General features: G+C 58.9%; 24 protein-coding genes. 4 read left to right on the forward strand and 20 right to left on the reverse strand.

Annotation, left to right across the window (positions count from 1 at the left end):
- Positions 1–7: 7 nt before the first annotated feature.
- The 5 genes from ispG to ndk all read right to left on the reverse strand — a co-directional run bounded on the left by ispG (position 8) and on the right by ndk (position 4,715).
- Positions 8–1,279, reverse strand: coding sequence for a flavodoxin-dependent (E)-4-hydroxy-3-methylbut-2-enyl-diphosphate synthase (gene ispG / locus FAY22_RS09605; RefSeq protein ID WP_371417388.1), 1,272 nt, complete (start codon positions 1,277–1,279; stop codon positions 8–10).
- Between the two features lie 12 nt (positions 1,280–1,291).
- Complete coding sequence (locus FAY22_RS09610) at positions 1,292–2,347, reverse strand: RodZ domain-containing protein (RefSeq protein ID WP_246860745.1); 1,056 nt, start codon at positions 2,345–2,347, stop codon at positions 1,292–1,294.
- Positions 2,247–3,035, reverse strand: a complete 789-nt coding sequence (gene pilW / locus FAY22_RS09615; RefSeq protein WP_146329999.1) for a type IV pilus biogenesis/stability protein PilW — start codon at positions 3,033–3,035, stop codon at positions 2,247–2,249. The genes FAY22_RS09610 and pilW overlap by 101 nt, the downstream gene beginning before the upstream one ends.
- A 5-nt stretch (positions 3,036–3,040) precedes the next feature.
- A complete protein-coding gene (gene rlmN, locus FAY22_RS09620; RefSeq protein ID WP_146330000.1) occupies positions 3,041–4,210 on the reverse strand; it encodes a 23S rRNA (adenine(2503)-C(2))-methyltransferase RlmN in 1,170 nt (389 codons plus the stop codon).
- 79 nt (positions 4,211–4,289) lie between these two features.
- Positions 4,290–4,715 carry a nucleoside-diphosphate kinase gene (ndk, locus tag FAY22_RS09625; RefSeq protein ID WP_146330001.1) on the reverse strand — a complete coding sequence of 142 codons (426 nt, stop codon included), beginning with the start codon at positions 4,713–4,715 and terminating at the stop codon, positions 4,290–4,292.
- A 177-nt stretch (positions 4,716–4,892) separates the two neighbouring features.
- Between ndk and FAY22_RS09630 the strand changes: the two genes are divergently transcribed.
- Entirely contained in the window at positions 4,893–5,582 is a 690-nt protein-coding gene (locus FAY22_RS09630) for a Bax inhibitor-1/YccA family protein (protein ID WP_146333395.1), read from the forward strand.
- Between the two features lie 117 nt (positions 5,583–5,699).
- On the forward strand, positions 5,700–7,523 hold the full coding sequence (locus tag FAY22_RS09635; protein ID WP_210411823.1) for a hypothetical protein: 1,824 nt from the start codon (positions 5,700–5,702) through the stop codon (positions 7,521–7,523).
- 8 nt (positions 7,524–7,531) lie between these two features.
- Here the strand turns inward: FAY22_RS09635 and FAY22_RS22335 are convergent, their stop codons facing one another.
- The 7 genes from FAY22_RS22335 to surE form a co-directional block, all read right to left on the reverse strand.
- Positions 7,532–7,744 carry a GDCCVxC domain-containing (seleno)protein gene (locus FAY22_RS22335; RefSeq protein WP_146330002.1) on the reverse strand — a complete coding sequence of 71 codons (213 nt, stop codon included), beginning with the start codon at positions 7,742–7,744 and terminating at the stop codon, positions 7,532–7,534.
- Between the two features lie 148 nt (positions 7,745–7,892).
- Entirely contained in the window at positions 7,893–9,233 is a 1,341-nt protein-coding gene (rlmD, locus tag FAY22_RS09645) for a 23S rRNA (uracil(1939)-C(5))-methyltransferase RlmD (RefSeq protein ID WP_210411929.1), read from the reverse strand.
- Between the two features lie 64 nt (positions 9,234–9,297).
- Complete coding sequence (locus FAY22_RS09650) at positions 9,298–10,080, reverse strand: 3'-5' exonuclease (RefSeq protein WP_146330004.1); 783 nt, start codon at positions 10,078–10,080, stop codon at positions 9,298–9,300.
- Positions 10,077–11,105: an RNA polymerase sigma factor RpoS gene (rpoS, locus tag FAY22_RS09655; protein ID WP_146330005.1), complete on the reverse strand. Its 1,029-nt coding sequence runs from the start codon at positions 11,103–11,105 to the stop codon at positions 10,077–10,079. The genes FAY22_RS09650 and rpoS overlap by 4 nt, the downstream gene beginning before the upstream one ends.
- Before the next feature lie 6 nt (positions 11,106–11,111).
- Positions 11,112–12,062 (reverse strand): peptidoglycan DD-metalloendopeptidase family protein, encoded by a 951-nt coding sequence (locus tag FAY22_RS09660; RefSeq protein ID WP_146330006.1) that lies wholly within the window; start codon positions 12,060–12,062, stop codon positions 11,112–11,114.
- Positions 12,063–12,117: 55 nt separating this feature from the next.
- Positions 12,118–12,990: a protein-L-isoaspartate(D-aspartate) O-methyltransferase gene (locus FAY22_RS09665; protein WP_146330007.1), complete on the reverse strand. Its 873-nt coding sequence runs from the start codon at positions 12,988–12,990 to the stop codon at positions 12,118–12,120.
- Positions 12,987–13,724: a 5'/3'-nucleotidase SurE gene (gene surE / locus FAY22_RS09670; protein ID WP_146330008.1), complete on the reverse strand. Its 738-nt coding sequence runs from the start codon at positions 13,722–13,724 to the stop codon at positions 12,987–12,989. Before surE ends, FAY22_RS09665 begins: the two co-directional genes overlap by 4 nt.
- A 157-nt stretch (positions 13,725–13,881) precedes the next feature.
- Between surE and FAY22_RS09675 the strand changes: the two genes are divergently transcribed.
- Complete coding sequence (locus FAY22_RS09675) at positions 13,882–14,862, forward strand: NADPH:quinone oxidoreductase family protein (protein ID WP_146330009.1); 981 nt, start codon at positions 13,882–13,884, stop codon at positions 14,860–14,862.
- 82 nt (positions 14,863–14,944) lie between these two features.
- On the opposite strand, the gene FAY22_RS09680 is transcribed toward FAY22_RS09675, so the two are convergent.
- From FAY22_RS09680 to FAY22_RS09690, 3 genes are all read right to left on the reverse strand, one after another.
- Positions 14,945–15,877 (reverse strand): flagellar brake protein, encoded by a 933-nt coding sequence (locus FAY22_RS09680; protein WP_168204814.1) that lies wholly within the window; start codon positions 15,875–15,877, stop codon positions 14,945–14,947.
- Positions 15,878–16,006: 129 nt separating this feature from the next.
- Entirely contained in the window at positions 16,007–17,896 is a 1,890-nt protein-coding gene (locus tag FAY22_RS09685) for an ATP-dependent DNA helicase (RefSeq protein ID WP_246860746.1), read from the reverse strand.
- Positions 17,897–18,068: 172 nt separating this feature from the next.
- A complete protein-coding gene (locus FAY22_RS09690) occupies positions 18,069–18,269 on the reverse strand; it encodes a YdcH family protein (RefSeq protein ID WP_040041125.1) in 201 nt (66 codons plus the stop codon).
- Positions 18,270–18,542: 273 nt separating this feature from the next.
- On the opposite strand from FAY22_RS09690, the gene FAY22_RS09695 reads away from it, so the two are divergent.
- Entirely contained in the window at positions 18,543–19,349 is an 807-nt protein-coding gene (locus FAY22_RS09695) for a PP2C family serine/threonine-protein phosphatase (RefSeq protein ID WP_146330012.1), read from the forward strand.
- A 60-nt stretch (positions 19,350–19,409) separates the two neighbouring features.
- On the opposite strand, the gene FAY22_RS09700 is transcribed toward FAY22_RS09695, so the two are convergent.
- From FAY22_RS09700 to odhB, 5 genes are all read right to left on the reverse strand, one after another.
- A complete protein-coding gene (locus FAY22_RS09700) occupies positions 19,410–20,009 on the reverse strand; it encodes a hypothetical protein (RefSeq protein ID WP_146330013.1) in 600 nt (199 codons plus the stop codon).
- 122 nt (positions 20,010–20,131) lie between these two features.
- Positions 20,132–21,229, reverse strand: coding sequence for a cell division protein ZapE (zapE, locus tag FAY22_RS09705; RefSeq protein ID WP_146330014.1), 1,098 nt, complete (start codon positions 21,227–21,229; stop codon positions 20,132–20,134).
- 157 nt (positions 21,230–21,386) lie between these two features.
- Positions 21,387–21,788 carry a hypothetical protein gene (locus tag FAY22_RS09710; protein WP_146330015.1) on the reverse strand — a complete coding sequence of 134 codons (402 nt, stop codon included), beginning with the start codon at positions 21,786–21,788 and terminating at the stop codon, positions 21,387–21,389.
- A gap of 10 nt (positions 21,789–21,798) precedes the next feature.
- A complete protein-coding gene (gene lpdA / locus FAY22_RS09715; protein WP_146330016.1) occupies positions 21,799–23,226 on the reverse strand; it encodes a dihydrolipoyl dehydrogenase in 1,428 nt (475 codons plus the stop codon).
- Between the two features lie 77 nt (positions 23,227–23,303).
- Complete coding sequence (odhB, locus tag FAY22_RS09720) at positions 23,304–24,557, reverse strand: 2-oxoglutarate dehydrogenase complex dihydrolipoyllysine-residue succinyltransferase (RefSeq protein ID WP_146330017.1); 1,254 nt, start codon at positions 24,555–24,557, stop codon at positions 23,304–23,306.
- Positions 24,558–24,574: the final 17 nt, after the last annotated feature.

Raw genomic sequence — 24,574 nt, forward strand, 5'->3', positions numbered from 1 at the left:
GTTCGCTTCAAGCAGCGGCCGTCGCTTTTCCATAGCGTGTTTTCACATATTCCAGAACGATGGCCTGGAACTCTTCTGCAATGCGTTCACCACGCAAGGTAACTGTCTTTTCACCGTCGACAAACACCGGCGCCGCCGGCGACTCGCCCGTTCCCGGCAGGCTAATCCCGATATTGGCATGCTTCGACTCTCCCGGCCCGTTGACGATGCAACCCATGACGGCGACATTCATGTTTTCCACGCCGGGGAACTGCTTTTTCCACACTGGCATCTGTTCGCGCAAGTAGGTCTGGATCCGATCCGCCAGTTCCTGGAAAACCGTCGAGGTGGTGCGCCCGCACCCCGGACAGGCAATGACCATCGGCGCAAACTTGCGCAGTCCCATCGTCTGCAGGATCTCCTGAGCCACCACCACTTCCTTGGTCCGGTCGCCGCCTGGCTCGGGGGTGAGCGAGATACGGATGGTGTCGCCTATACCTTCCTGAAGCAGAACCGACAGGGCTGCGGTCGAGGCCACGATGCCCTTGCTACCCATGCCAGCCTCGGTCAATCCCAAGTGAAGCGGATAATCGCAGCGCCGTGCCAGTTCACGATAGACGGCGATCAAGTCCTGAACACCAGACACTTTACATGACAGGATGATCTTATCGCCTGCCATGCCAACCTCCTCTGCGCGCACCGCATTCTCGATCGCGGAGGTGACCAGCGCCTCGTACATCACGGCTTGAGCATCCCATGGCTCGGCACGCCGCGCGTTCTCATCCATGATGCGCGCCAGCAGCGCCTGGTCCAGGCTGCCCCAGTTCACGCCAATACGCACGGGCTTATCGTACTTGCACGCCACTTCGATCATCTGCGCGAACTGCGTGTCGCGCTTGGCGCCCTGTCCCACATTGCCCGGATTGATGCGGTACTTCGACAAGGCCCGGGCGCATTCGGGAAAATCGATGAGCAGCTTGTGGCCGTTATAGTGGAAATCGCCGACCAGCGGCACGTCCACGCCCATCTTGTCCAATTGCTCGCGAATCGCGATCACCGCCGCGGCAGCCTCAGGGTTGTTAACGGTAATGCGCACCAGTTCCGATCCCGCGCGCGCCAGATCTTTGACCTGGATCGCGGTTGCGATCGCATCGGCCGTATCCGTATTGGTCATGGACTGAACCACGACCGGTGCGCCGCCGCCAACGACGACTTCACGCTCGCCGTAGCGTACTGTCACGCCGCGACTGTCGCGACGCGTACGCGGGCCAGAGACAATGGGAGAATTCATTCGAGACATGCTGGTCTTTATTTACTTCAGGTTTAAGCGGGCGACATTGCTTTTGCCAGCCTTGATTTCCAGCGGCTCGCCACGCAAGCTGGCGTCCACGCCAGAGGCATTTCCGATAACCAGCAAGACCGGCTCGTTAATTTCGAGGGTTTCGGTTTCGCCGGACTTCAGTAGGCGCGATACCAAGCTGCGCTTACCTTCGGCGCTCCTGACCTCGATCCATGAATTCTCACGGGCCGCCAGCACCAGACCATTCTTGACTGGTGGCGCACTCGTTTCGGGCGCCGCGGGCTGCGCTGCCGGTTGCTCCACGACAGGAGCGGCAGCGCCCGACTCGGCGGACGCCGGGCTTGCCGCCTGATTGCCGGATGCAGCCACAACCGGCGCCGGCGGCGCCATGTCGGGTTTCGCCTCTTCCGTCTTGGCCGGCGCCTTGTCTTGAGGCTTCGATTCGGGTCCGGACAAATATGCCAACCCATCCTTGACTTGCGTCGCGGCCGATTGCTGCAATTTGGTGACCTCCGAATTTTGCTGGGCCGCCCAAATCGCAACACCCAGCAACACCAACACCAGCAATCCGATCAACCACTTCGACGACAGGCCCGGACGTTCGGCCATGGACGGCAAGCGCGCTTCCGAAAAAGGCGTGGAAAGCGTCTTTCGGGGAACCAGCGGCTGCTGCGCCAGCACGGTTTCACCACCCAGCATGGCCAGCAACGGCGCAGCGTCTACCTTCAGCAGCTTCGCATATGCGCGAACAAATCCGCGCACGATCGGCATGCCGGGCAAGGACGCATAGTCGTCACTCTCGATCGCCACGACCTGGCGCGGCGCCAGATTCAAATGCTTTGCGACCTGCTCCACCGTCCAGCCGCGCTCCGTACGATAAGCGGAGAGCTGGGCGCCCGGAGAAGGAGGCGTGTGCGGAACTTCCGGCGAAGCGGCGCCGCCCGCCGGCATATCATTCATTCCTGGCTCACTCATCGAATGCTCCACGTTGATAAGCAGCGAATTCGGAGGAATCCGGATGCCGCCGGCGCAGCTGATTGGCCAAGCTGGATTCCGCGGCACGATCACCAAGCCGATGCTCGATTCTGATTGCCAACCACAGTACATCCGCCGTCATCACATCAGCCTTCATCACCCTTTGTATATAAAAGCGAGCGCGCTCAAAATCGCGCTGCTCGAAATAAATTTTCGCCAGATTGGCGTTGGTCGACGGGTTACTTGGATCGTGTTGAAAGGCTTGCGAAAAATATTTTTCCGCCGCCGTGCGATCCGCGATTTTCATGCTGCAAACACCGGCGTTGTTCAATGCCTTGGCGGGGGACTGGTAACCGCGGTTCTTGAACGCCGTTTCGAAATAGGCAATGGACTGGCGTTCGTGCCCGCTCTGGCACAGGAACCATCCATAGTTATTGTTGAAATCCGGATTATTCGGGGCAAGCCTGAGCGCCTGCAGGAAATTTTCTTCCGCAAGACGATTTTCACCCATGTCCATGTATATCAAGCCGCGCATGCTGTAGGCGTCGGCAAAATCCGGATTAGCCTGCAGCGCTTGCTTGATCTCGTCCAGCGCGACTGGCAGCTGCCGCTGCTCATAATATCCGATAGCCAGTTGCAAACGGATATTGGCGCGCTTTTGATTGTCAGTCTGATCCGAGATGGTCGGCAGATCACCTTTTCCGACGGCGGGATTGGTGCCGCAGGCTGCCATCAACACGGTTAGGGCGATGACAGCGGCGCACCGGCGCAATCCTGGCATCCTTATCACCGCGGCACCTCGACGATACGGCCGAAATTCTTGCCGAATTTTTCCTGGTACTCAGCCATTTTTTGCATACGTTCCTGCACTCGGGTGCGATCCTGCACCTCGCCTGCAAGCTGCCCACAGGCGGCATCAATGTCATCGCCACGCGTCTTGCGAATGGTCGTGACGATACCGGCATCCATCAAGATCTGGGCGAAGGCCTTGATACGCACATTGTTCGACCGCTTCAGGCCCGATTCCGGGAAAGGATTGAACGGAATCAGGTTGAACTTGCATGGCACCGGATTGGCACCACGCCTCACCAGCGCCACCAGTTCGCGCGCGTTCTCATCGGCATCATTGACGCCGTCAAGCATACAGTATTCGAAGGTAATGAAATCGCGTGGCGCGTACTCCAGATAGCGCCTGCAGGCAGACATCAAGTCGGCCAGCGGATACTTCTTATTCAGCGGCACCAAACCATCGCGCAGCGCGTTGTTGGACGCGTGGAGCGACACTGCCAAGGCCACCGGGCACTCTTGGGCGAGGCGGTCGATCATCGGCACCACGCCGCTTGTCGACACCGTCACGCGGCGGCGCGACAAGCCATAGGCGTTATCGTCCAGCATCAGCTTGAGCGCGGTAACGGTCGGCTCGAAATTCAATAGCGGCTCACCCATGCCCATCATCACGACGTTCGTGATCTGGCGCTCGCCCTTGGGGCCAGGCTCGATTCCTTTCGATTTGCGCAGCGCGAATTCGGCCATCCAGAGCTGGCCGATGATTTCGCCCACGGCGAGATTGCGGCTGAAACCCTGCTTGCCGGTCGAGCAAAAGCGACAATTGACCGCACAACCCGCTTGCGTGGAAACGCACAGCGTGCCGCGATTTTCTTCGGGGATGAATACCGTTTCGACCGCATTGCCCTGGCCTACGTCCAACAGCCATTTGCGGGTGCCGTCCGCCGACGTGTGATCGCTGATCACGGCAGGTGCTGCAATTGTTGCCCGAGCCTTGAGCTTGTCGCGCAGCGACTTGGCCAGATCGGTCATCGCATCGAAATCGCTGGCGCCGAATTGATGTATCCAGCGCTGCAATTGCTTGGCGCGAAACGGCTTTTCACCCAACTCGCCGCAATAGGCAACGAGTTGCGCGGGATCGAGGTCCAGCAAATTGGTGAGAGCCGTCATAACTACTTTTCATTCTGCCGTTCAACCTTGAGACCATGGAAGCTTCAATTCGAACGGCTATTCCATCAACGTGAGTGAATTAACGCGAGTAAACGTTCAGCGCCGGGAAGAAATACGAGATTTCGACCTTGGCGGTTTCCGCTGCGTCGGAGCCATGCACGGCATTGGCGTCGATCGAATCAGCAAAATCGGAGCGAATGGTGCCTTTATCAGCCTTCTTCGGATCGGTCGCGCCCATCAGTTCGCGATTCTTGGCGATGGCATTTTCGCCTTCCAGCACCTGAATCATCACCGGACCGGAAACCATGAAATCGACCAGATCCTTGAAGAACGGGCGCTCGCGGTGCACGGCGTAGAAACCTTCGGCTTCGGCACGGGACAATTGCGCCATGCGGGCGGCAACGACCTTCAGGCCGGCGTTTTCGAAACGGGTATAAATCTGGCCGATCACGTTTTTGGCGACTGCGTCCGGTTTGATGATTGACAGGGTGCGTTCGATTGCCATCTGTAAAAACTCCAATAAAAAGAAAGGGTTAAGATTACTAATTGAGAATTCAACTAACCTTTGATTTTACCACGAATCACCCTACCTAAGGGATTTCGTACCCGCAGCCCGTCCTGCCGCGCGCCTGCGTGTTATTCTTTGCGCACTCATCCCGAACCAATCAAAATCGGAGGCATAATGAATCAACGTCTGCAAACCTATGGCCTGTCCAGCGAAGCCTTGGTCGTGCGCAACCGTGTGCTGCGCAACACCTACTGGCTACTGGCGCTGTCGATGATCCCGACCATTTTGGGCGCCTGGCTTGGCGTGCAAATCAAATTTGCATTTTTTCCGGGAAGCCCATTCATCGGCCTCATGATGTTTCTCGGTATCGCGTTCGGTTTCTTCTATGCGATCGAGAAAACCAAGAATTCCGGCGCAGGCGTGGCTATCCTGCTCGGCTTTACCTTCTTCATGGGCCTGATGCTTTCACGCCTGGTCGAACACACCCTGCATTTTTCGAATGGAGCGTCACTGATCATGACGGCCTTCGGCGGCACGGCAACCATTTTTGCCGGGATGGCGACGATTGCCACGGCTTCCAAGCGGGACTTTTCCGGCCTTGGAAAATGGCTGTTCGCGGGCATGCTGGTAATCCTGGTTGCTGCATTGGCAAATGCATTTCTGCATTTGCCGGCACTCTATCTCGTCGTTTCCGTGCTGGCGATCGTGATTTTTTCCGCTTACATCCTGTTCGATGTCCAGCAAATCATCAATGGCGGCGAGACTAACTACATTTCAGCAACACTCAGCATTTATCTCGATATCTACAATATTTTCAGCAACCTGCTGGCGTTGCTAGGCATTTTCGGCGGCGAACGCGATTGAGAACCTTCACCTGAAAAAACCGGCCCGCGAGGCTAGGCGTTAAGTTAACGTGTTGAAAAACGTTGGCTAAAAGTTCAAAATCCCCTATAGGTTTAACGACTTATAGGGGATTCTTCATTGCAGACGATTTTTTCCGAGCCAGAAGGCCCACCGCCAAGCAATCCGCCCCTTCCCCCGGAGGTCGGAGGAATCAACGTCAATTTCTGCAAGAGTCCTACGTGCCCGAACTTCGGTGTACCCGCGAAGTTGGCCAAATGGGCACGACGTAAGGAAACCGCGCTAGGCGTCCAGCCGGGCTCCGCTTACACCATCGGAGCGGTCGGCAAGCTTCGTCCCTCCCTGAAATGCCTCCTCTGCGGTGAACACTTTTCCATCAAGAGCAACCTGGCGGTTGCAGAAGAGGTGTATCGGCTGACACAGCATTTGCTGCCGATAGAGTCAGCGAGTTGCCCCGATACTGAATGTACTAACCATCATGTCCCTGTTGAAACCGACGGAGCCTATTACCGCTTCGGGACAACTCCGGCTGGCTCGCCTCGTTGGCGCTGCCGCCTTTGCTTGAAGACGTTTACGGCCGGTGGTCGTGCACTCAAGCGGCAACGGATTACCCATCTGAACAAGACAATCCTGCTGTCGCTGACAAACAAAATGCCGTTGCGCAGAATCGCGAAGGTGACCGGGCTCAACGCGGTTACCTTGTACGGCAAAATCGACTTTCTTTATCGCCAATGCCTCGCCTTTGCCTCAGCACGAGAGCAAGCCCTTTTCGAGTTAGACCTCTCCCGGCTGTATGTCAGTGTCGACCGCCAAGAGTACAAGGTCAACTGGAGCCGGGACACCGACCGCCGGAACGTCGTTCTCCGGGCTATCGGTAGCGCCGACAACCATACAGGCTACGTGTTCGGGATGCACCTTAACTTCGACCCTTTCCTGAATCCGTCCGAAGTCGAGTCGGATGCCTTGGCCGCCCGTGATGCCGAGTTGCCATATCCGCACCGGAAGTACGCTCGGGTCTGGCTTAGTCACGACTACGAGGAGGGGTTGGACGCGGTAAAGCGCGAGCGCGACCGGAAATCAGCCAAGGCGAAGAAGGGCCCGGTGTCGCAGGCGCTAGGCGCCAAGATTGAGGACCAGTACGACGCTGCGGCGTCACGCGAAGATTCCGAGGTTTCTGAACTGAAGGACGAAGGGCAAAAGCTACCCGAAGCGAAGGGTATGCAGACTCACGAGGAATACGTGATGTATGCCCATTTCTTGTTCCTGAAAGGGTTGCTGCGGCGGGTCGAGAAAATCAGGTTCTTTCTGGACCAGGACTCCGGTATACGTGCCGCTTGCTTAGCCGCATTCGCACCCGACATCCGGGCTCGCCGCGTAGATGTGTTCTATGTCCGAACCGCCAAGGAGATGACCATTGACAAGAAGCGGTCGGCCATCAGTTCAGCCCGCGCAATCTTTAAGGCCTACCAGGACGCAAATCCCGCCCTGTCACCGCAGGGCGTGGAACTGGCCATGATGAAGGACGAAATCAGCCGGGCAGTCGCAGTTGGCAAATGGAGCGACCGTTGGTGCGTCCACCCGATTCCAAACATGTCAGAGCCTGAAAAGGCGATGTGTTGGCTAACGGACCTCGGGGATTATGACCTGGACCATCAAGCAATGCTGTTTCTCAAGGCAAGCCTGCATGGCATCGACAATTTCTTCCAGAGGGTTCGCCGAAGTCTCAATCCCTTGGAGCGGCCTATCAAAACCGCCAGTCGGGATGGCCGGACCTGGTACGGCTATAGCCCATACAACCCAGCTTTCGTGGAAAAGTTACTTGGTATTTACCGCGTCATCCATAACTTCACCGAAGTCGGCAAGGACGGAAAAACTCCAGCCATGCGGTTGGGACTCGCTCAGGCTCCCCTTGAGCCCGAAGAAATCATTTATTTCACACGATAACCCGGCCCTCAGCCACAACAACTCCGCTGTTCCTGGATAGGCGGGCATTTTACGGACCCGTAAGAGCAAAAGACGCAGCAGTCGCCTGGCTTGGGCCGAAGAATTGCCTTGCAGTTCTCGCATTCGTAGTAGAACTGGCAGGCGTCGGTAGGCATCGTCTCGCGCTTGGCAAAACCACAGTTCGGGCATGTCAGCACGGATTCGAGGACGGCTGTACTCATTATTGATTGGCTCTGCAGGAGAAAACAGTAGCCATGATACTGCAGCCCAAAGAAAAACCCGCGGAGCATTGCTGCTTACGCGGGCTTAATTTTTTCAACACGTTAACTTAACGCCTAGCCCGCGAGGCCGGTTTTTTTATTGCACAACTCAAGGCAGTTCGAATACGGCCATCGATTCCACGTGCGCCGTATGAGGGAACATGTTCACCACACCGGCCTGCCGCAAGATATAGCCACCCTGATGCACAAGAAAGCCTGCATCGCGCGCCAGCGTCGACGGATTGCAGGAAACGTATACGATACGCTTCGGCTTCATGTCGGGATGCGACTCTCCCATGCCGACAATCGCCTGACAAACCGCCATTGCGCCCTCCCGCGGCGGATCGATCAACATCCGATCAAACTTGCCGAGCGCCGCGAAATCATCTGCCGTGGCCTCGAATAAGTTACGCGAATAGAACGTGGTTTTCTTGTCCAATCCATTGACGCGCGCATTGTCAAGCGCGCGCTCAGTCAGCGCCGCACTACCTTCGATCCCGACCACTTCACGTGCCTGCGTGGCGATCGGCAAAGTGAAATTCCCCAAGCCGCAAAACAGGTCAGCGATCCGCTCATCAGCTTGCGCATCCAGCAAGCGCAACGCCCGCGCCACCAGAACACGGTTGATATGATGGTTGACCTGGGTGAAATCGGTAGGCTTGAACGGCATCCTGACGCCGAATTCCGGAAGCACATATTGCAATTGAACATCTGTCGGATAAAAAGGATAAACCGTGTCCGGACCTTTCGGCTGCAGCCACCATTGAATCCGGTATTCATCCGCAAACGCCCTCAGCTTTGCCTCGTCGTCCGCCGTGAGCAGCGCCATATTGCGCAATACCAGCGCCGTGACGCCTTCGCCGACGGCCAATTCGATTTGCGGCATCTGCTCGAAGATCGACAGCGACTCGACCAGATGCCGCAACGGCACCAGCATCGCCGATACATGCGGCGGAAGAATCTCGCAGGTTTTCATATCCGCGATAAACGACGACTTCCGCTCATGGAAACCGACCAGCACGCCGCCCTTTTTCTGGACATTGCGCACCGATAGGCGAGCCCGATAGCGATAGCCCCAGGTCGGACCGAAAATCGGCCGCATCATGGTTTCAGCACGGACTTTTCCCAAATGCCACAGGTTGTCCTCCAATACGCGCTGCTTGATCGCGACTTGCGCGGAGGGCTCCAGATGCTGCATTGCGCAGCCGCCGCAGGTGCCGAAGTAGGCGCACTTCGGCTTGACCCGCAATGATGATTCGCGATGCAGTTCAGTCAGTGTCGCCGCTTCCCACTTGGGCTTGCGCCGAAAAGACTGGAAACCCACCTGCTCGCCCGGAAGCGCGCCCTCCACGAAGATGACTTTTCCTTGCGTGCCGTCTTCGTTCTGCAAATGGCCGACGCCTCGGCCTTCCATGTCGAGGGACTCGATTTCGATGATAGGGTGCTGCATGATGATTGAATGGCCGGACGTTTATTCCGGCAAGAAAAGTAAAAGACTGGCGGAATTATACGGATTAGCGCGCCGGCTGCCACGCTGCCAGGTACTCTTTCCAGTGCGCCCCATCCAGCGATGCGAGAGCGGAGCGGACCAGTTCGACTTCCGCTTCGTAGGCGGCGCGCGTCATGACACCGCGCATGAGCAGGAACCGGCAATAGACCAGATACGTGTTCACCACGTCGGTTTCGCAATAGTCACGTATCTCGCCCAGCCGGCCCTCCTGAAACAAGGTCCACACCTGGGAGCCATCCACGCCCATCTTGCCCGGAAAGCCGCACAGCTTGGCCAGATCGTCGAGCGGGGCATTGGCCCGCCCGGTATACAATGCCAGCAAATCCATCAGGTCGAGATGGCGGGTGTGATAGCGGCTCAAATAGTTGTTCCACTTGAAGTCGCGATCCTCGTCGCCCATTTCCCAGTAGCGCGAGGCGGTTACCCCATTGACCATCGCTCGGTAGTGCAGCACCGGCAGATCGAACCCACCACCGTTCCACGACACCAGTTGCGGCGTGTACTTGTCGATGATGCGAAAAAAATCGTGAATCAGCTTCTGTTCGCTGTCCTGGGTGCCGCCCAGCGATTTCACGCGAAACCCCTCATCGTCCCTGAAGACACAAGAGATAGCCGCGATGCGATGCAGGTGATGCTGCAGAAAGTCCGATCCGGTTTTTTCGCGGCGCGCGGCGAATGCCGCATCCGCGACTTCCGCATCGCTCATGTCGCCGGGTGAGCCGTTCAAGGCGCGCAAACCCGGCACATCGGGAATCGTCTCGATGTCGAATACCAGAACGGGAATCACAGGAGCGCATCCTTCCCGACGCCGCGCGCAGTCAATGCGCGCTTGAGCTTGACCAGCGCCTCCTGCTGAATCTGGCGTACCCGCTCCCGGGTCACGCTCATCTCCGCAGCCAGCTCCTCGAGAGTGGCAGGATCGTCATTGTCGAGGCCGAACCGGCGCACAATCACGACGCGCTGCTTGTCCGGCAGCTTTTTCAGCCAGTCGCGCACCAGCACCATCATCTCATGGTGCTCCGCGCGCGAGTCTGGGCCATCGTCAAGATCCCCCGGCAGCATGTCCATCAGGCTTGCCTGCGGATCGTTGTCGAGCGGCGCGTCGAGCGAGGTGGCGTGCTCGGACAGCGCGAGAATATCCTGCACATCCTCGACCGGCCGGTCAACCAGATGCGCGATGTCCTCGGCAGATGCATCCTTGCCGTCGTGGTGCTGCGCCTCCAGGTGATATTTCGCGCGCAGGATCTGGTTCAGCTCGCGCACCATATGCACAGGCAGGCGCACGGTGCGCGCCTGGTTCATGATGGCACGCTCGATGCTCTGACGGATCCACCAGGTCGCATAGGTGGAAAAGCGAAAGCCACGCTCCGGTTCGAACTTGTCGATCGCGCGCATCAGGCCCAGGTTTCCCTCCTCGATCAAGTCGAGCAGCACCACTCCGCGGTTGATGTAATGCTTGGCGATCGAGACTACGAGCCGCAGATTGTGCTCGATCATTTTCTGGCGCGCCTCGAAATTCCCCTGCTTGGCCAGCGTTGCGTAATGAATTTCCTGGTCCACCGTCAGCAACGGGCGTGCACCAATCTGGTTCAGGTAGTGCTGCGTGGTGTCTGTCGACAGCTCTGCCGCCAGAACCGTCTTGAGTTCATCGATCGGATCGACGGCGGCCGCCACCGCGCCGTCCACACGCTCCTCGTCTTCACCGTCATCGATGAGCGCAGCCTCGGCCTCGTCAGGCGCATTGAGCGAAATATCATCGGACAGGTCGTCCGATGCATCATCGTCGAGGGGGTCGTGTGGAATGCGGGTCATTAGTATCTAGCGGCTAGGCAGGAATTTTGACGGATCGACGGGTTTTCCCTGTTGACGAATCTCGAAGTGCAGTTTGACGGCATCGCTGTCGGAATTGCCCATTTCTGCAATTTTTTGACCTTTGCTGACAGTTTGATCCTCTTTCACGAAGATGGTTTTGTTATGCGCGTACGCCGACAGCAAGTTGTTGGAATGTTTGACAATGACCAAATTACCATAGCCTCGGATTCCGCTGCCTGCATAAAGCACCTTGCCAGATCCCGCCGCCACTACCGGCTGCCCCAGTTTGCCGGCAATGTCGATTCCTTTCTTGCCATCGCTAAAGGTTGCGACAACTTTTCCATCCGCAGGCCAAATCCAGGAAAGACCTTCATCTTCCGGCAAGACCGGGGCCGGTACCTCCGGCGTTTTCTCAGCCGGTCTGGTCGGCTCGACTTTCGCAACTGCAGCCGGCGGTGTCGCACCTGTCTGATTTACCCCTTCCGGCTTTTGCAATTCCGCCAATGCTGCCTCTGAATAAGCGCGCTTCTCTCCGCGCGGCGTGGATTTGTTCGGCACAGACGCCGCAGGCGACGGCGACAAGGGCCGCACCTCCACGCCGGACGAGGTAGCGGCAGCAGCCGTTTGCGGACCGCCTTCGGGCGGCAAGACGCGCAGCACCTGGTCGACCTTGATATCGTTCGGATTGGCAAGGTTATTCCAGGTGACGAGATCGCGATAGTGCTGGCCGAAATCCAACGCGATCTGAATCAAGGTGTCACCGCGCCTGACAACGTAATAGCCGCGGCTGTCAGCCTGCTTCGGCGCCGAGGGGAGTTGTTGCGCGGCGTTTTTTGCCGGCTCTCCGGTCTTGGCCGCAGTCGTGCGGTCGATCACGGGCGCCGGATGGCGCGTCGTGCTACAAGCAGCAATCAAGCCCGGCAATACCAGCAGGGATACAAAACGTACTTTATTCATTCTCATTCAAATCTCATTCGGGCTGTGCGGCAGAAAACAGTCCTATCCGGGACAGTCACACAGTACCGGGTCGCAGCGGAACAAAATGGCAATCTTCCAGGGTAGTATTCGTCCACTCGAACTTGCCGACCCGTTCGATAAGCTGCAGCACTTGATGACGCTCGCCCACGGGGGCCACCAGTCTGCCGCCAATACTCAGTTGATCCAGCAGGGCTTGCGGCACCTCCAATCCGGCGGCCGCGAGAATAATGCCATCGAACGGCGCCACCTGCGGAAGCCCAAGCATACCATCCCCATAGTGCAAGCGGATGTTGGCGATACGCAGCGGACGCAGATTTGTCTTTGCCAGCTCGTGCAAGGGCTTGATGCGTTCGATGGAATAGACTTCTTTGGCCATCAGCGACAGCACGGCGGCCTGATAGCCGCATCCGGTGCCGATTTCCAGCACGCGGTTGAGTTCGCCGCCATTGCCGTTGGCACGCAGGATCTCGATCATGCGCGCCACGATATACGGCTGCGAGATGGTCTGGTGATGACCGATCGGCAAGGAAGCATCGATATACGCCTGGCTGGCGAGGCCGGATTCGACAAACATGTGGCGCGGCACCGCTTCCATCGCTGCCAGCACCTTGCCATCCCGGACACCCTGCTTGGCGACGCGGGCGACCATCGCATTGCGCACGGCACCGGAAACCAGCGGCGCCGCAAGCGCGCCTCCCGCCGGAGCTGGCGTGGCGCGCGCGGCTGAATTGAGCTGCAGGTCTGATGGCGCGTTCGAGCGCGCGGCAAAATTTTGCGCGGCGTTTTGCGTGGCCGTTTGCGGCGTCGCAATCCTGGCCGAGGCTGGAGATCCTGCGCGCGCGCTCCCGGCCGCCTTGTCGACCACCGAAGACAGCGGCAGCGGAAAGCGTTTGTCTTTTCCCGTCATGGCAAGTCTTTCTTCAGCACTTCCAGCTGCAGCGCGTGTGTCAGATCGATCTGCAATGGCGTGACCGAAACGAATCCGTCGGCGACGGTCCGAAAGTCAGTCCCCTCGCCGGCATCTCTTGCCTTGCCCGCTGGGCCGATCCAGAAAATCTCCCTTCCTTGCGGGTCTAGCGCCTTGATGACCGGCTCGGACTCATGACGCTTGCCTAGCCGTGCGGCACGAATGCCCTTGATCTGTTCGTATGGAAGATTAGGAATGTTTATGTTCAATAAATAAGGCTTTTGCAGCATGTCGAATCCGCGCTCGACGATTTCCCGGGCAATCCGTGCCGCGCAGTCGATATGCGCCCAGCCCTTCTCGGCTTGAGAAAATGCGATCGCCGGGATGCCGAACAAGAAGCCTTCCGTCGCGGCGGCGACCGTGCCGGAATACAGCGTGTCATCCCCCATGTTTTGCCCCTGATTGATACCGGATACAACCAGGTCGGGCCGGAATGCCAATCCGCCGGTCAATGCGACGTGTACGCAGTCCGACGGAGTGCCGTTTACGAAATAAAATCCGTTGTCGGCTCGATAAACCGACAGCGGACGATCGAGCGTGAGGGAATTCGAACTTCCGGACCGATTGCTGTCCGGCGCGACTACAACCACCTCGGCAATCGGACGCAATGCTTCGACCAGCGCGATGATTCCCGGGGCAAGATAACCATCGTCGTTACTGACAAGAATTTTCATAAGGCGATTTTAACCGAAGCACATCGCTGCGCCTCCTCAGTTTGCGCGGGCGCGCGCCATTCATAATTCCCACAGGCAACGCATGTTGACATTTTGCCGCATAAGCCTAGAATAAAACGACCGTTCTATTTTTTACCGATGAGAAGAAGGAGACAACATGAAAGCTATCCTCTGCAAATCCTGGGGATTACCCGAAACCTTGGTTGTGGAGGATCTGCCAGACCTGGTGCCCGGCCCCGGCCAAGTCGTGATCGATGTGCAAGCTGCCGGCGTCAACTTTCCTGATGTATTGATCATCCAGGGCAAATACCAATTCAAGCCGGAACTTCCCTTCACCCCTGGCAGCGAGCTTGCCGGCATCGTTCGCGCCGTCGGCGACGGCGTCAGCCATACCAAGCCGGGCGACAAGGTGCTCGCGTTCGTGAGTCAGGGCGCATTCGCGCAGCAGATCGTCGCGCCCGCCGCGATGGTCATGCCCATGCCTCCCGGCCTCGATTTCGATACAGCCGCAGCAGTCACGCTTACCTACGGCACGTCGCACCACGCCGTGGTCGATCGGGCGCAACTCAAGGCAGGCGAAACCATGCTGGTCCTGGGTGCGGCCGGCGGTGTCGGTCTGGCCGCCATCGAAATCGGCAAGGCGCTCGGTGCGCGCGTAATCGCCGCGGCTTCCACCGATGAAAAACTCGCAATCTGCAAGGCGCATGGCGCGGATGCGACAATCAATTACACCACCGAGGACCTGCGCGAGGCGATCAAGGCTGCGACCGACGGCAAGGGACCGGACGTGATCTACGATCCGGTCGGCGGCGTCTATGCGGAACCGGCATTCCGCTCGATAGCGTGGCGCGGGCGTTACCTGGTGATTGGTTTTGCCAACGGCGAAATCCCGAAGCTGCCACTCAACCTGCCGCTGCTGAAGGGCGCATCGCTGGTTGGCGTGTTCTGGGGCGAGTTCGCCAAGCGCGAGCCGAAAGCGAACCAGGCCGCCATGCGCGAATTGATGGGCTGGATGGCGGAGGGAAAAATCAAGCCGCATATCTCCGGACGTTACGCCCTTGCCAATACGGCACAGGCGCTGAACGACATGGCCGCCCGCAAGGTCACCGGAAAAGTCGTGATCCAGCCGCAAAGGTAATCGGGGTATCAATTCCGCGACATTCTGCGCGATGTCCCGCAACCGGCTGCGGGACATCGGCCGGCAAGAAGATTCTGAGGCGCTAGAGGCCTTCGGCGAGAGTCTGATGCACGAAGGCGGAAAGAATCAGGCTGTCGTGGCTAGCCACGTCCAGAAACTCGATTCCATGCCGATATCCTTCACCGCTTTCCGCTGGCGTGACCGACCTTAACGCGACCTTGAGAGTCAACGTTTCATCCTGGTCGGCCGCGCACACCTTAAGCCTGATCAGGCCCTCCTCCCCCTTGTTACCCAATACCTGTTTGCTGACGGCGGATGCACCACCGACGCTAATATCTGTCAGGATCAACTCCGCATCGCGCGCCGGCTGCCCCAATGAAAGCACCGCGGCCAGTTTTACCTGAACCCGCACGCCGCGCCGCACGACTGTGCATCGCAGTTCTTTCGGATATGACAGATGCAGATAGGGGTGCGGGACGTGCACCGACTTCAGCGCTGCAGCGACGAACGCATAGGCCTTCTTGCCCGAGAAGGCCCTCACCACGAAGGTCTGCCCGTCGCGCACGAATTCAAGCTTGCCGTCGACCGCCGGCGACGTGACGAATATCGACTTGTTCTTCACAAAACCGATCAGCTGGACCGAGTAACGCGTGCTTGTGTTATCCACCTGCTGCAGGTAAAGCGTTTCGCCAACGTGCCAGCGCACGTCATCCATGGCGACGACGACTTCCTTGCTGCCGTTCGCATCTTCCGGTGGCGGCGTATCCACCGGCTTGCGCGCCGCCTTGACCAACAGGCCCTCTTTCGGACGGGCCAGCGGCGCCCCCTGTTCCCAGCCGTAGTCCTTGATGAAGCCATGGTGGATCAGGCCGTCGAGCTGGCTGCGACTCTCGATCACGCAGCCGGACGCGAGCAGCAGATTGCCTTGCCCGTCATAGATAGCTCTCGGCAATGGCTTGCCGATGGCAATGTCGCCCATGCGCACCGGTACGAGTGAAATAGCGGGTTCGGACATGTAATCTCTTCCAAGGCCAACGCGAAACGACGTCACAAGCGTCCGACTGCCGGACGCAGACATTACGCCAATGAAAGTATAGCGGGTAACCGTGCAGTTTTGACACCCCCAGGCCTGGCAGGCGCCGCGTCACACCTGCCGTTCGCCAGCGCCCTGTTCGGGTTCGAAGAAGGCACGCGCCACGGCGGCGTCACGGGTACGTTTGAAAGGCGGCAGACTTTGCCAGATGCGGCGGCCGTATGGCTTTGAAATCAGGCGCGGATCGCAGATCATCAACACTCCACGGTCGGTTTCGTCGCGGATCAGGCGCCCGGCGCCCTGCTTCAGATTGATGATAGTCTCCGGCAGCTGGTGATGCACAAACCCGTTCAAGCCCTTCCGCTCGAGCGCCTCGATGCGAGCCGCCAGCACCGGGTCGTCCGGCGGCGCGAAAGGAAGCTTGTCGATGATCACGAGCGACAGCGCGTCGCCGCGCACGTCTACGCCTTCCCAGAAGCTCTGGCTGCCGATCAGCACCGCATTTCCCGCAGCGCGAAAGCGCTCCAGCAGCTCGGTACGCCCGGCCTCGCCCTGCACCATCAACGGAAACGGCAGGTTGCGCTTTCCGAACTCTTCCCGCAAGCGCTCGGCCGCGCGATTCACCGCGCGTATCGTTGTGCAGAGCAGGAATGTTCGCCCGCCGGCCGCCTCGATCATCGGCAGCGCGGCATCGATGACAGCGTCGGTATATTCGAATGAATTCGGCTGCGGCAGGTTTTCCGGCACGTACAAGAGGCCTTGGCGGCCGTAGTCGAACGGGCTCGGCCAGGACTGCGCCGTCTCATTCCATAGCCCCATTTGCGAAGCATAGTGATTGAAGTCGTTCTTCACGGCGAGCGTGGCCGACGTGAATATCCAGGCGCGCGGCGATCCTTCGCGCTGCTTGCTGAAAATCGGCGCAATCGACAAGGGGGTCTGGTGCAGCTGCAGGGAGGATGAAAACGCTTCCACCCAGAGGACACGCTCCTGCTCGTCCGCAGCAGTGTCGCTGCCCCCTTGTGCCGGCGCATTCCAGCGCTCCAGCCGGGTAGCGAGTTCGACCGCGCGCGCGCGGCACTGCTCGATCGTTTCCGCTCGCTCCGCCTGGTTTTCCAGAATCGCAGTCATGCCCTGCAATTCCTCCTTCAAGGTTTCGAGCGCGGGGAAGAATGCACTGGAAGGCGCGATCTGATTGATCGCCAGGCGCACCACATCCTGGGGAAATGCCAGCCTCAGGTCGCGCGCGGCGCGCTCCACCGGCGCCACCACCTTCGCCCACTCGGCGCCGTCGCGCGCGTGTGCCAGCCCCTCGGCAAGCGTATCTCGGCACAGCTCCAGCACCTGCGACGTCGACACGGTGTCGCCGAAAAACAGCGTTGCCGTTTCCGGCAACTGATGTGCTTCGTCGAAGATGATGGTGTTCGCCGACGGCAGCAACTCGGCAACCCCGGTATCCTTCAACGCGACATCGGCAAAAAAGAGATGATGGTTGACGACCACCACGTCAGCCTGCTGCGCCTCCTTGCGCGCCTTCATGACAAAGCAGTCCTGATAATACTGGCACTCGGCGCCAAGACAGGTATCGCGGGTCGACGTCACCAAGTTCCAGACCGGCGCCGATTCCGGCACTTTCGACAGTTCGGCCTTGTCGCCCGATGTCGTGGTCTTGATGAAGCGCGAGATTTCGCGCAGATAGCCGACATCCTCGCGCGAAGTCAGGCGGCCATTCTGCAGCGTGCGCTCGAGGTGAAAATGGCAGACATAATTGGCCCTTCCTTTCAGCAAGGCGACCGAGACCGGCGCACCGAGCGCCTTGCGCACGGTCGGGATGTCGCGCAGATAAAGCTGGTCCTGCAGGTTCTTGGTGCCGGTGGACAGGATGACCTTGCCGCCCCATAGCAGAGCCGGGACCAGGTAGGCGAAAGTCTTGCCGGTACCGGTGCCGGCTTCGGCGATCAGTGTCTGGCGTTGTGCAACGGCTTGCGCGATGGCCTTGGCCATTTCGGTTTGCGACTGGCGCGGCCGAAAGCCGGCGACCGCCTGGCTCAATAAGCCCGACGCATCAAACAGCTGCTCGATATCGGCGTCATGTTCGCCCGCGACGGGCGATGAATCGGAATTTTCTGTCAAAGTGGAGCGAGTTGGGCAATGCCATTACCCGTGCCCAAAAAGATTAAGCGGGAATATCGGGAACAAGTTGCATTTTCAGCAAGGTGATATGATCCTTCAGCTGGAGCTTGCGTTTTTTCAGGCGACGCAACTGAAGCTCGTCATGCCTGCCATCGCGGTTCAACAGCTCGATGACGGCATCCAGATCACGATGCTCAACTTCCAGCTCGATAATTCGACGCTGTATATCTTCGGATGGGATCATGGCCTGTTCTGACGAATGCTATGAAGTATATTGTAAGAGTGAATAGCGTGCCCGGCTAGCGCGTCAGGACAATTTCAATGCCGTAAAACAACTAGGCGCTAACTGGAAGACAAGATTATGCAAGAGCGGACAACCTTGTTGCATCCAAGCGCCTGAAGACAGGAATGCCCCATGGTCATCATGAAGAAATGTAACAAAGGCTGAAAAATACGCAGATGTTTTTTTCGCGTGCAATAATTTCTCGTAGTCAAGCAGTTTAATCTACCCGGTCCTATGAGCCAATACAAGATCGAAGCCGGTACAGGTCAACATATCGGCGACCGTAAGGAGCAACAGGACCGCGTCGCCCTGTTTGCGGCGCCGCGCGCGCCCGGCCATGTCATGGCAGTCATAGCGGACGGAATGGGTGGATTAAGCGGCGGCGCGCTCGCGGCGGAACAAGTCATCCGCACAGCCAAACATGCATTCGACCTGTTTTCGCCGCAGACCGACGATATCGAAAAAATGCTGGTCGCCATTGCGCAGGAAGCGCATACCGTCATCAGGTTGACGGCCATCTCGTCGGAAAAGGAACCGCACAGCACGATTGTCATTCTGGTCGTGACTCCTGAACGGACGGCATTCTGGGCGCACGTCGGCGACTCGCGGCTATATCGATTCTCCGGTCCGAACTTTGCCGAACGTACCATCGATCATTCATATGTGGAACGCCTGGTCAAAGCCGGCAAGGTGCCGCGCGAAGAGGCGCAAAACCATCATCTGTCCAACGTCCTCGTCAGCGCGCTCGGCGCCGGCGAAACTCCGCCAGAAGTCACGCTGGGACGCCATGCCGGAATTCGCGCCGGCGATTCCTTCCTGCTCTGCACCGACGGGCTTTGGCACTATTTTTCGGAAATCGAACTGGGCGCCGCGATCGCGATGAATTCGCCGCGTCAGGCATCTGAAATGTTGATCGCCAAGGCGCGCGAGCGCGCAGCTGGTGCCTCCGGCGACAATTGCACGCTGGCCATCGTGAAATTCGTCGAACAGCCGAAGGAAGTCAAGTCCTACACTGCGCAGAAAATGCGCCGCGCCGTATAGGGCTGGCACGGAACAAAACGTCAAAGAGGCGCGGCTGATCGCCGCGCTTCCGTCATCTTGTTACTGGCTTGTGGGCGGCGTAGCGCGCTGCTGTGCCTCCCGTTCTTTTTCCGCCTTCTTTCTTTCGATTTCCTGCTGGCGGGCTTGGGCGGCCTGCACCTTTTTCTGATACGCGGAGATATTCTTTGCGCGCTCCGGCGCCTTGGCGGCCTCTTCGGCTTCGATGCGCTGGAGCTTTTCCTGGTGTCGCGCCTGGCGCTCCGACGACTTCGCTTCAGCCTGCGCGGCTTCCTCTGCACTCCTTTGCGGTGCGCCTTGCTGTCGCGGCTGCGACACGCGTTCATTCTGCTGACGCATGCGGTCCTGCCTGTCCTTCTCCTCCTGTGCGCGCTGCTCTTCCAGCGCCCGGTCGCGCTCGGCAACGCGTTCGCGGCGCTTGAATGCGTTCGCCTCGACTTCCACCGCCTTCAGCTGCTCAAGCGCCGCCCGACGCCGCTCTTTGGCATCTCCCTCGCAGGAAGACGCGAAAAAACGCGACAGGCATGCATTTTTCTCCACCACGAAGCGTTGTTCGACCTCCGCTCGTTCCTTGCCCACATCCGCCAGCGCTTGCTCGGCCGCCTCGACGGACTGGATGGAACCGGCAGGATAACGCGCCACGGCACTTTCCCCCTCGGTGGGCTGTGCCGAGACATCTTGCACAAGCAGCGCGGCTGAAAAAACGGCAAACCACAGACGGCATGTGCCGGCTTTCTTTCGCTGGGCTGAAGTCATATCACCTCCTACGCAATAGCGCCGGCGACATCGCGCCGTTCGCTCTCCATGTACTCGGACGACTGCATTTCGATAATGCGCGACACCGTGCGATGGAATTCATTGGACAACATGCCTTCCGTATAAAGCTCATGCGGCTCTACCTCAGCTGACATCAGCAGCTTCACCTTATGGTCGTACAAGACGTCGATCAGCCAGGTAAAGCGCCGCGCCTCGGACGACATGGCAGCGGACATGCGCGGCACCCCGGACAGAATCACCGTATGAAACTGGCTGGAGATCTCGAGATAATCGTTTTGCGAACGGGGCCCGCCACACAATGTATGAAAATCGAACCAGATCACGCCGCCGGCGCGGCGCAGCGAGCGGATCTCGCGCTTCTCGATATGGATGCGCGGATCTTCGTCGGCAGATTCCGCGATGCGCGAAAACGCATTGCGCAAGGCTTGATCCGCCTCCGCGCCCAGCGGCGTATGGTACGCCTCGACCTGCTCGAGCGCCCGCTTGCGGTAATCCATGCCCGCGTCCACGTTCAACACGTCGAGCTGTCCCTTGAGAAGCCCGATGGCTGGAAGAATCCGGTCGCGGTGCAGGCCGTCCGGATACAGCGCGTCGGGCACATAGTTCGACGTCATGACGAATGACACGCCGTTTTCGAACAGGGCCTTCAACAGGTTGTACAAGATCATGGCGTCGGCGATATCCGACACGTGAAACTCGTCAAAGCAGATCAGCCGGTATTTCTTGGCGATACGCTTGGCCACTTCATTGAGCGGGTCGGCGACGCCCTTGAGATCGTCCAGTTGCCGGTGCACGCCGCGCATGAATTCGTGGAAATGCAGCCGGGTCTTGCGTACCACGGGTACAGCCGAGAAAAAGCTGTCCATCAAAAACGACTTGCCGCGGCCCACACCACCCCACATATAGACGCCGCGCGGCACGTCTGGTCGGCTGATCAGGCGCTTCAGTCTGCTGGCGCGATGCGACTTGTATGCAACCCAGTCATCATATGCCTGCTGCAGGCGGTCAATCGCGCGCCGCTGCGCCTCATCGGCCTGATAGCCACGCTGCGCCAGCGCATGTTCGTAGAACTCCCTGACATTCATATCTCTTGTTTCACCCGTTCCTGCCATTGACTAGAGCCACGCCCAGCCGGCACGAAAAAATGGGCGAGACAAGCTCGCCCAACATGATTGATTCGTAGAATTAGCTCCGGGCAATCCTTGAATTATGCCCGTTTTGCGCCCTTCAGGTCCGCCCAGCTCATTGCGGATTTAATTCGACCGTCACGCGTGAGGGATAGCCGCCACCGCCCATCCTGATCGGGAAGTTAAGCCCGACTCCGACACCGACATTGCCGCTACCGCCTCCGACACCGACACCCATGCTCGATCCGACCGGGCTCGATGGCTTGACGATCAGTTCAGAGGTGCGATAGCCGGGCTTGCTGCACACTACACGCAAGTCTCCGCCTGCACTTTCGATCGGTACCGTGGCGGGCGTGATGACATTCCAGCTCGCGCCGCCGGTACTGACCGTGCAATTGGCGCCGGTCACCACGGCCTGCCCGTGGGAGACAGTCTCCACCGACAGGCCGTGTCCGCCCGATCCTGTGGTCGCGCACGCCGCAAGCGTCATCGTCAGTAACAGGATCAGATGACGCATGCCATACTCCTCAGAAGTTGAGCGAACGCTTGTCGACCGCCAGCGCAGCTTCCTTGGTCGCTTCCGACAACGACGGGTGCGCATGGCAGATACGCGCAATGTCTTCCGACGATGCACGGAACTCCATTGCCACCACCGCTTCCGAAATCAGCTCGGAGGCCATCGGTCCGATGATATGAACGCCGAGGATTTCGTCAGTCTTGGCATCGGCCAGGAACTTCACCATGCCGTTGGTATCGCCGAGTGCACGGGCACGGCCATTGGCCATGAACGGGAAGGTGCCGGCCTTGTAAGCCACGCCTTCCGCCTTCAACTGCTGCTCGGTCTTGCCGACCCATGCAATTTCCGGCGATGTATATATGACCCATGGAATTGTATTGAAGTTCACATGACCGTGCTGGCCCGCAATGCGCTCCGCGACCGCCACGCCTTCTTCTTCCGCCTTATGAGCCAGCATCGGGCCGCGCACTACGTCGCCCACCGCCCATACGTTCGGAAGGTTAGTCTTGCAATCGCCGTCGACTGCGATGAAACCGCGCTCATCGAGCTTCAGGCCGACGCCTTCCGCATTCAGGCCGATCGTGTTCGGCACGCGGCCGATCGACACGATCAGCTTGTCGAACACCGCCTTTTGCGCATTGCCCTTGTCGTCGGTGTATTCAACCGTGACATCCTTCTTGCCTGCGGCAATAGCGCCGATCTTCACGCCGAGGCTGATGGCCAGCCCTTGCTTGGCGAACAGCTTGTGAGCTTCTTTCGCGATTTGCTCGTCAACTGCGCCGAGGAACGCCGGCAGCGCTTCCAGCACAGAGACTTCCGCGCCGAGACGGCGCCATACGCTGCCCATTTCCAGGCCGATCACGCCGGCGCCGATGACACCAAGCTTTTTCGGCACTGCATCGATTGCCAGAGCACCGGTATTGGAGAGAATTAATTTTTCGTCGAACGGCGCATTCGGCAACGCGCGGGGATTGGAGCCGGTCGCCACGATGATCTGCTTGCCGGTGATCGTTTCTTCGGACGCGCCGGCCACCTTGATTTCATAGCCGTTTGCATCGCCCTTCACGAACGAACCGCGACCGTGGAAGAACGTGACCTTGTTCTTCTTGAACAGGTACAGGATACCGTCGTTGTTCTGCTTGACGATCGTATTCTTACGAGCAATCATCTGGCCGACATTCATCGTCAGGCCCTTGACCTCGATCCCGTGATCGGCAAATGCGTGCCCTGCATGCTCATAATGCTCGGACGATTGCAGCAGCGCCTTGGACGGAATGCAGCCGACGTTGGTGCAGGTGCCGCCCGGAGCGGGACCGTTCTTCTCGTTCTTCCACTCGTCGATACATGCAGTGGAAAAGCCCAGTTGCGCGGCGCGGATCGCCGCAATATAGCCACCGGGACCGCCGCCGATGACAACCACATCGAAATTCTTTGCCATGTTCTTAACCTTTTTTCGCAGGATGGACTGCGACCACGGAACAGGATCGCTGCTCCGTGGCCGCTACGCGTGAATGATTACAGGTCCAGCAGCAGACGTGCCGGATCTTCCAGCGCTTCCTTCATCGCGACCAAGCCGAGCACAGCTTCGCGGCCGTCGATGATGCGGTGGTCGTAGGACATCGCCAGGTAGTTCATCGGGCGAATCACGATCTGGCCGTTTTCAACGACGGCACGATCCTTGGTCGCGTGCACGCCGAGGATGGCGGATTGCGGCGGGTTGATGATCGGGGTGGACAGCATGGAGCCGAACACGCCGCCATTGGAGATCGAGAACGTGCCGCCGGTCAGCTCGTCCAGCGTGAGCTTGCCGTCCTTGGCCTTGACGCCGAACTCGGCGATCTTCTTCTCGATTTCCGCGATCGTCATCTGGTCGACGTCACGCAGGATCGGCACAACCAGGCCGCGCGGCGAACCGACCGCGATACCGATGTCGAAGTAGCCGTGGTAGACGATGTCGTTGCCGTCAACCGATGCGTTCAGGATCGGATACTTCTTCAGTGCCGCGACGGCAGCCTTGACGAAGAAGGACATGAAGCCCAGCTTGACGCCGTGCTCCTTCTCGAACTTGTCCTTGTACTTGTTGCGCAGGTCCATCACCGGCAGCATGTTCACTTCATTGAACGTGGTGAGGATGGCGTTGGTCGATTGCGACTGCAGCAGGCGCTCGGCGATACGGGCGCGCAGACGGCTCATCGGCACGCGCTCTTCCGGACGGTTGGCTAGGTTAAGGCCGACCGGAGCGGCGACCTGTTGCAGCGCGGGTTTGGCAGCGGCCGGTGCCGGCGCAGCGGCAGGAGCAGGCTTCTTGTCCAGCGCAGTAATCACATCGCCCTTGGTGACACGGCCATCCTTGCCAGTGCCGGCGACTTGGCCAGCGGACATGTTATTGTCGGCCAACATCTTGGCGGCGGCGGGCATCGCAATCCCTGCCGCGCTCGCTGCCGGAGCAGCCGCTGCTGCCACGGCCGGCGCAGCGGCCGAAGCCGGTGCTGCAGCGGCTGCGGGCGCTGCCACGGCGCCTGCCTTGGCTTCGGTGTCGATCTTGGCGATCACTTCGCCGGCGACGACGGTGCTGCCGTCACCCTTGATGACTTCGACGATCACGCCGGCGTCCGGCGCAGGCAGCTCAAGCACGACTTTATCGGTTTCGATGTCGATCAGGTTTTCATCACGGGCGACCGCTTCGCCCACTTTCTTGTGCCATTGCAGCAGGGTCGCTTCGGCGACGGATTCCGACAGTTGCGGAACTTTCACTTCAAGAATTGCCATGTAACTCTCCGTTTCGG

It is taken from the genome of Noviherbaspirillum sp. UKPF54 (genome assembly GCF_007874125.1).
Classification (GTDB): Bacteria; Pseudomonadota; Gammaproteobacteria; order Burkholderiales; family Burkholderiaceae_D; genus Noviherbaspirillum.

What these genes read in the sequence shown, in the direction of transcription:
- ndk (WP_146330001.1), bottom strand. Translation starts at nt 4,715, where the DNA reads ATGGCAATCGAACGCACCCTGTCAATCATCAAACCGGACGCAGTCGCC.
- FAY22_RS09685 (WP_246860746.1), bottom strand. Translation starts at nt 17,896, where the DNA reads ATGGCCAAGGCCATCGCGCAAGCCGTTGCACAACGCCAGACACTGATC.
- FAY22_RS09630 (WP_146333395.1), top strand. Translation starts at nt 4,893, where the DNA reads ATGAATCAACGTCTGCAAACCTATGGCCTGTCCAGCGAAGCCTTGGTC.
- rpoS (WP_146330005.1), bottom strand. Translation starts at nt 11,105, where the DNA reads ATGACCCGCATTCCACACGACCCCCTCGACGATGATGCATCGGACGAC.
- FAY22_RS09690 (WP_040041125.1), bottom strand. Translation starts at nt 18,269, where the DNA reads ATGATCCCATCCGAAGATATACAGCGTCGAATTATCGAGCTGGAAGTT.
- FAY22_RS09695 (WP_146330012.1), top strand. Translation starts at nt 18,543, where the DNA reads ATGAGCCAATACAAGATCGAAGCCGGTACAGGTCAACATATCGGCGAC.
- lpdA (WP_146330016.1), bottom strand. Translation starts at nt 23,226, where the DNA reads ATGGCAAAGAATTTCGATGTGGTTGTCATCGGCGGCGGTCCCGGTGGC.
- FAY22_RS22335 (WP_146330002.1), bottom strand. Translation starts at nt 7,744, where the DNA reads ATGAGTACAGCCGTCCTCGAATCCGTGCTGACATGCCCGAACTGTGGT.
- ispG (WP_371417388.1), bottom strand. Translation starts at nt 1,279, where the DNA reads ATGTCTCGAATGAATTCTCCCATTGTCTCTGGCCCGCGTACGCGTCGC.
- FAY22_RS09675 (WP_146330009.1), top strand. Translation starts at nt 13,882, where the DNA reads ATGAAAGCTATCCTCTGCAAATCCTGGGGATTACCCGAAACCTTGGTT.
- odhB (WP_146330017.1), bottom strand. Translation starts at nt 24,557, where the DNA reads ATGGCAATTCTTGAAGTGAAAGTTCCGCAACTGTCGGAATCCGTCGCC.
- rlmN (WP_146330000.1), bottom strand. Translation starts at nt 4,210, where the DNA reads ATGACGGCTCTCACCAATTTGCTGGACCTCGATCCCGCGCAACTCGTT.
- FAY22_RS09710 (WP_146330015.1), bottom strand. Translation starts at nt 21,788, where the DNA reads ATGCGTCATCTGATCCTGTTACTGACGATGACGCTTGCGGCGTGCGCG.
- zapE (WP_146330014.1), bottom strand. Translation starts at nt 21,229, where the DNA reads ATGAATGTCAGGGAGTTCTACGAACATGCGCTGGCGCAGCGTGGCTAT.
- FAY22_RS09660 (WP_146330006.1), bottom strand. Translation starts at nt 12,062, where the DNA reads ATGAATAAAGTACGTTTTGTATCCCTGCTGGTATTGCCGGGCTTGATT.
- FAY22_RS09680 (WP_168204814.1), bottom strand. Translation starts at nt 15,877, where the DNA reads ATGTCCGAACCCGCTATTTCACTCGTACCGGTGCGCATGGGCGACATT.
- surE (WP_146330008.1), bottom strand. Translation starts at nt 13,724, where the DNA reads ATGAAAATTCTTGTCAGTAACGACGATGGTTATCTTGCCCCGGGAATC.
- pilW (WP_146329999.1), bottom strand. Translation starts at nt 3,035, where the DNA reads ATGCCAGGATTGCGCCGGTGCGCCGCTGTCATCGCCCTAACCGTGTTG.
- rlmD (WP_210411929.1), bottom strand. Translation starts at nt 9,233, where the DNA reads ATGCAGCACCCTATCATCGAAATCGAGTCCCTCGACATGGAAGGCCGA.
- FAY22_RS09665 (WP_146330007.1), bottom strand. Translation starts at nt 12,990, where the DNA reads ATGACGGGAAAAGACAAACGCTTTCCGCTGCCGCTGTCTTCGGTGGTC.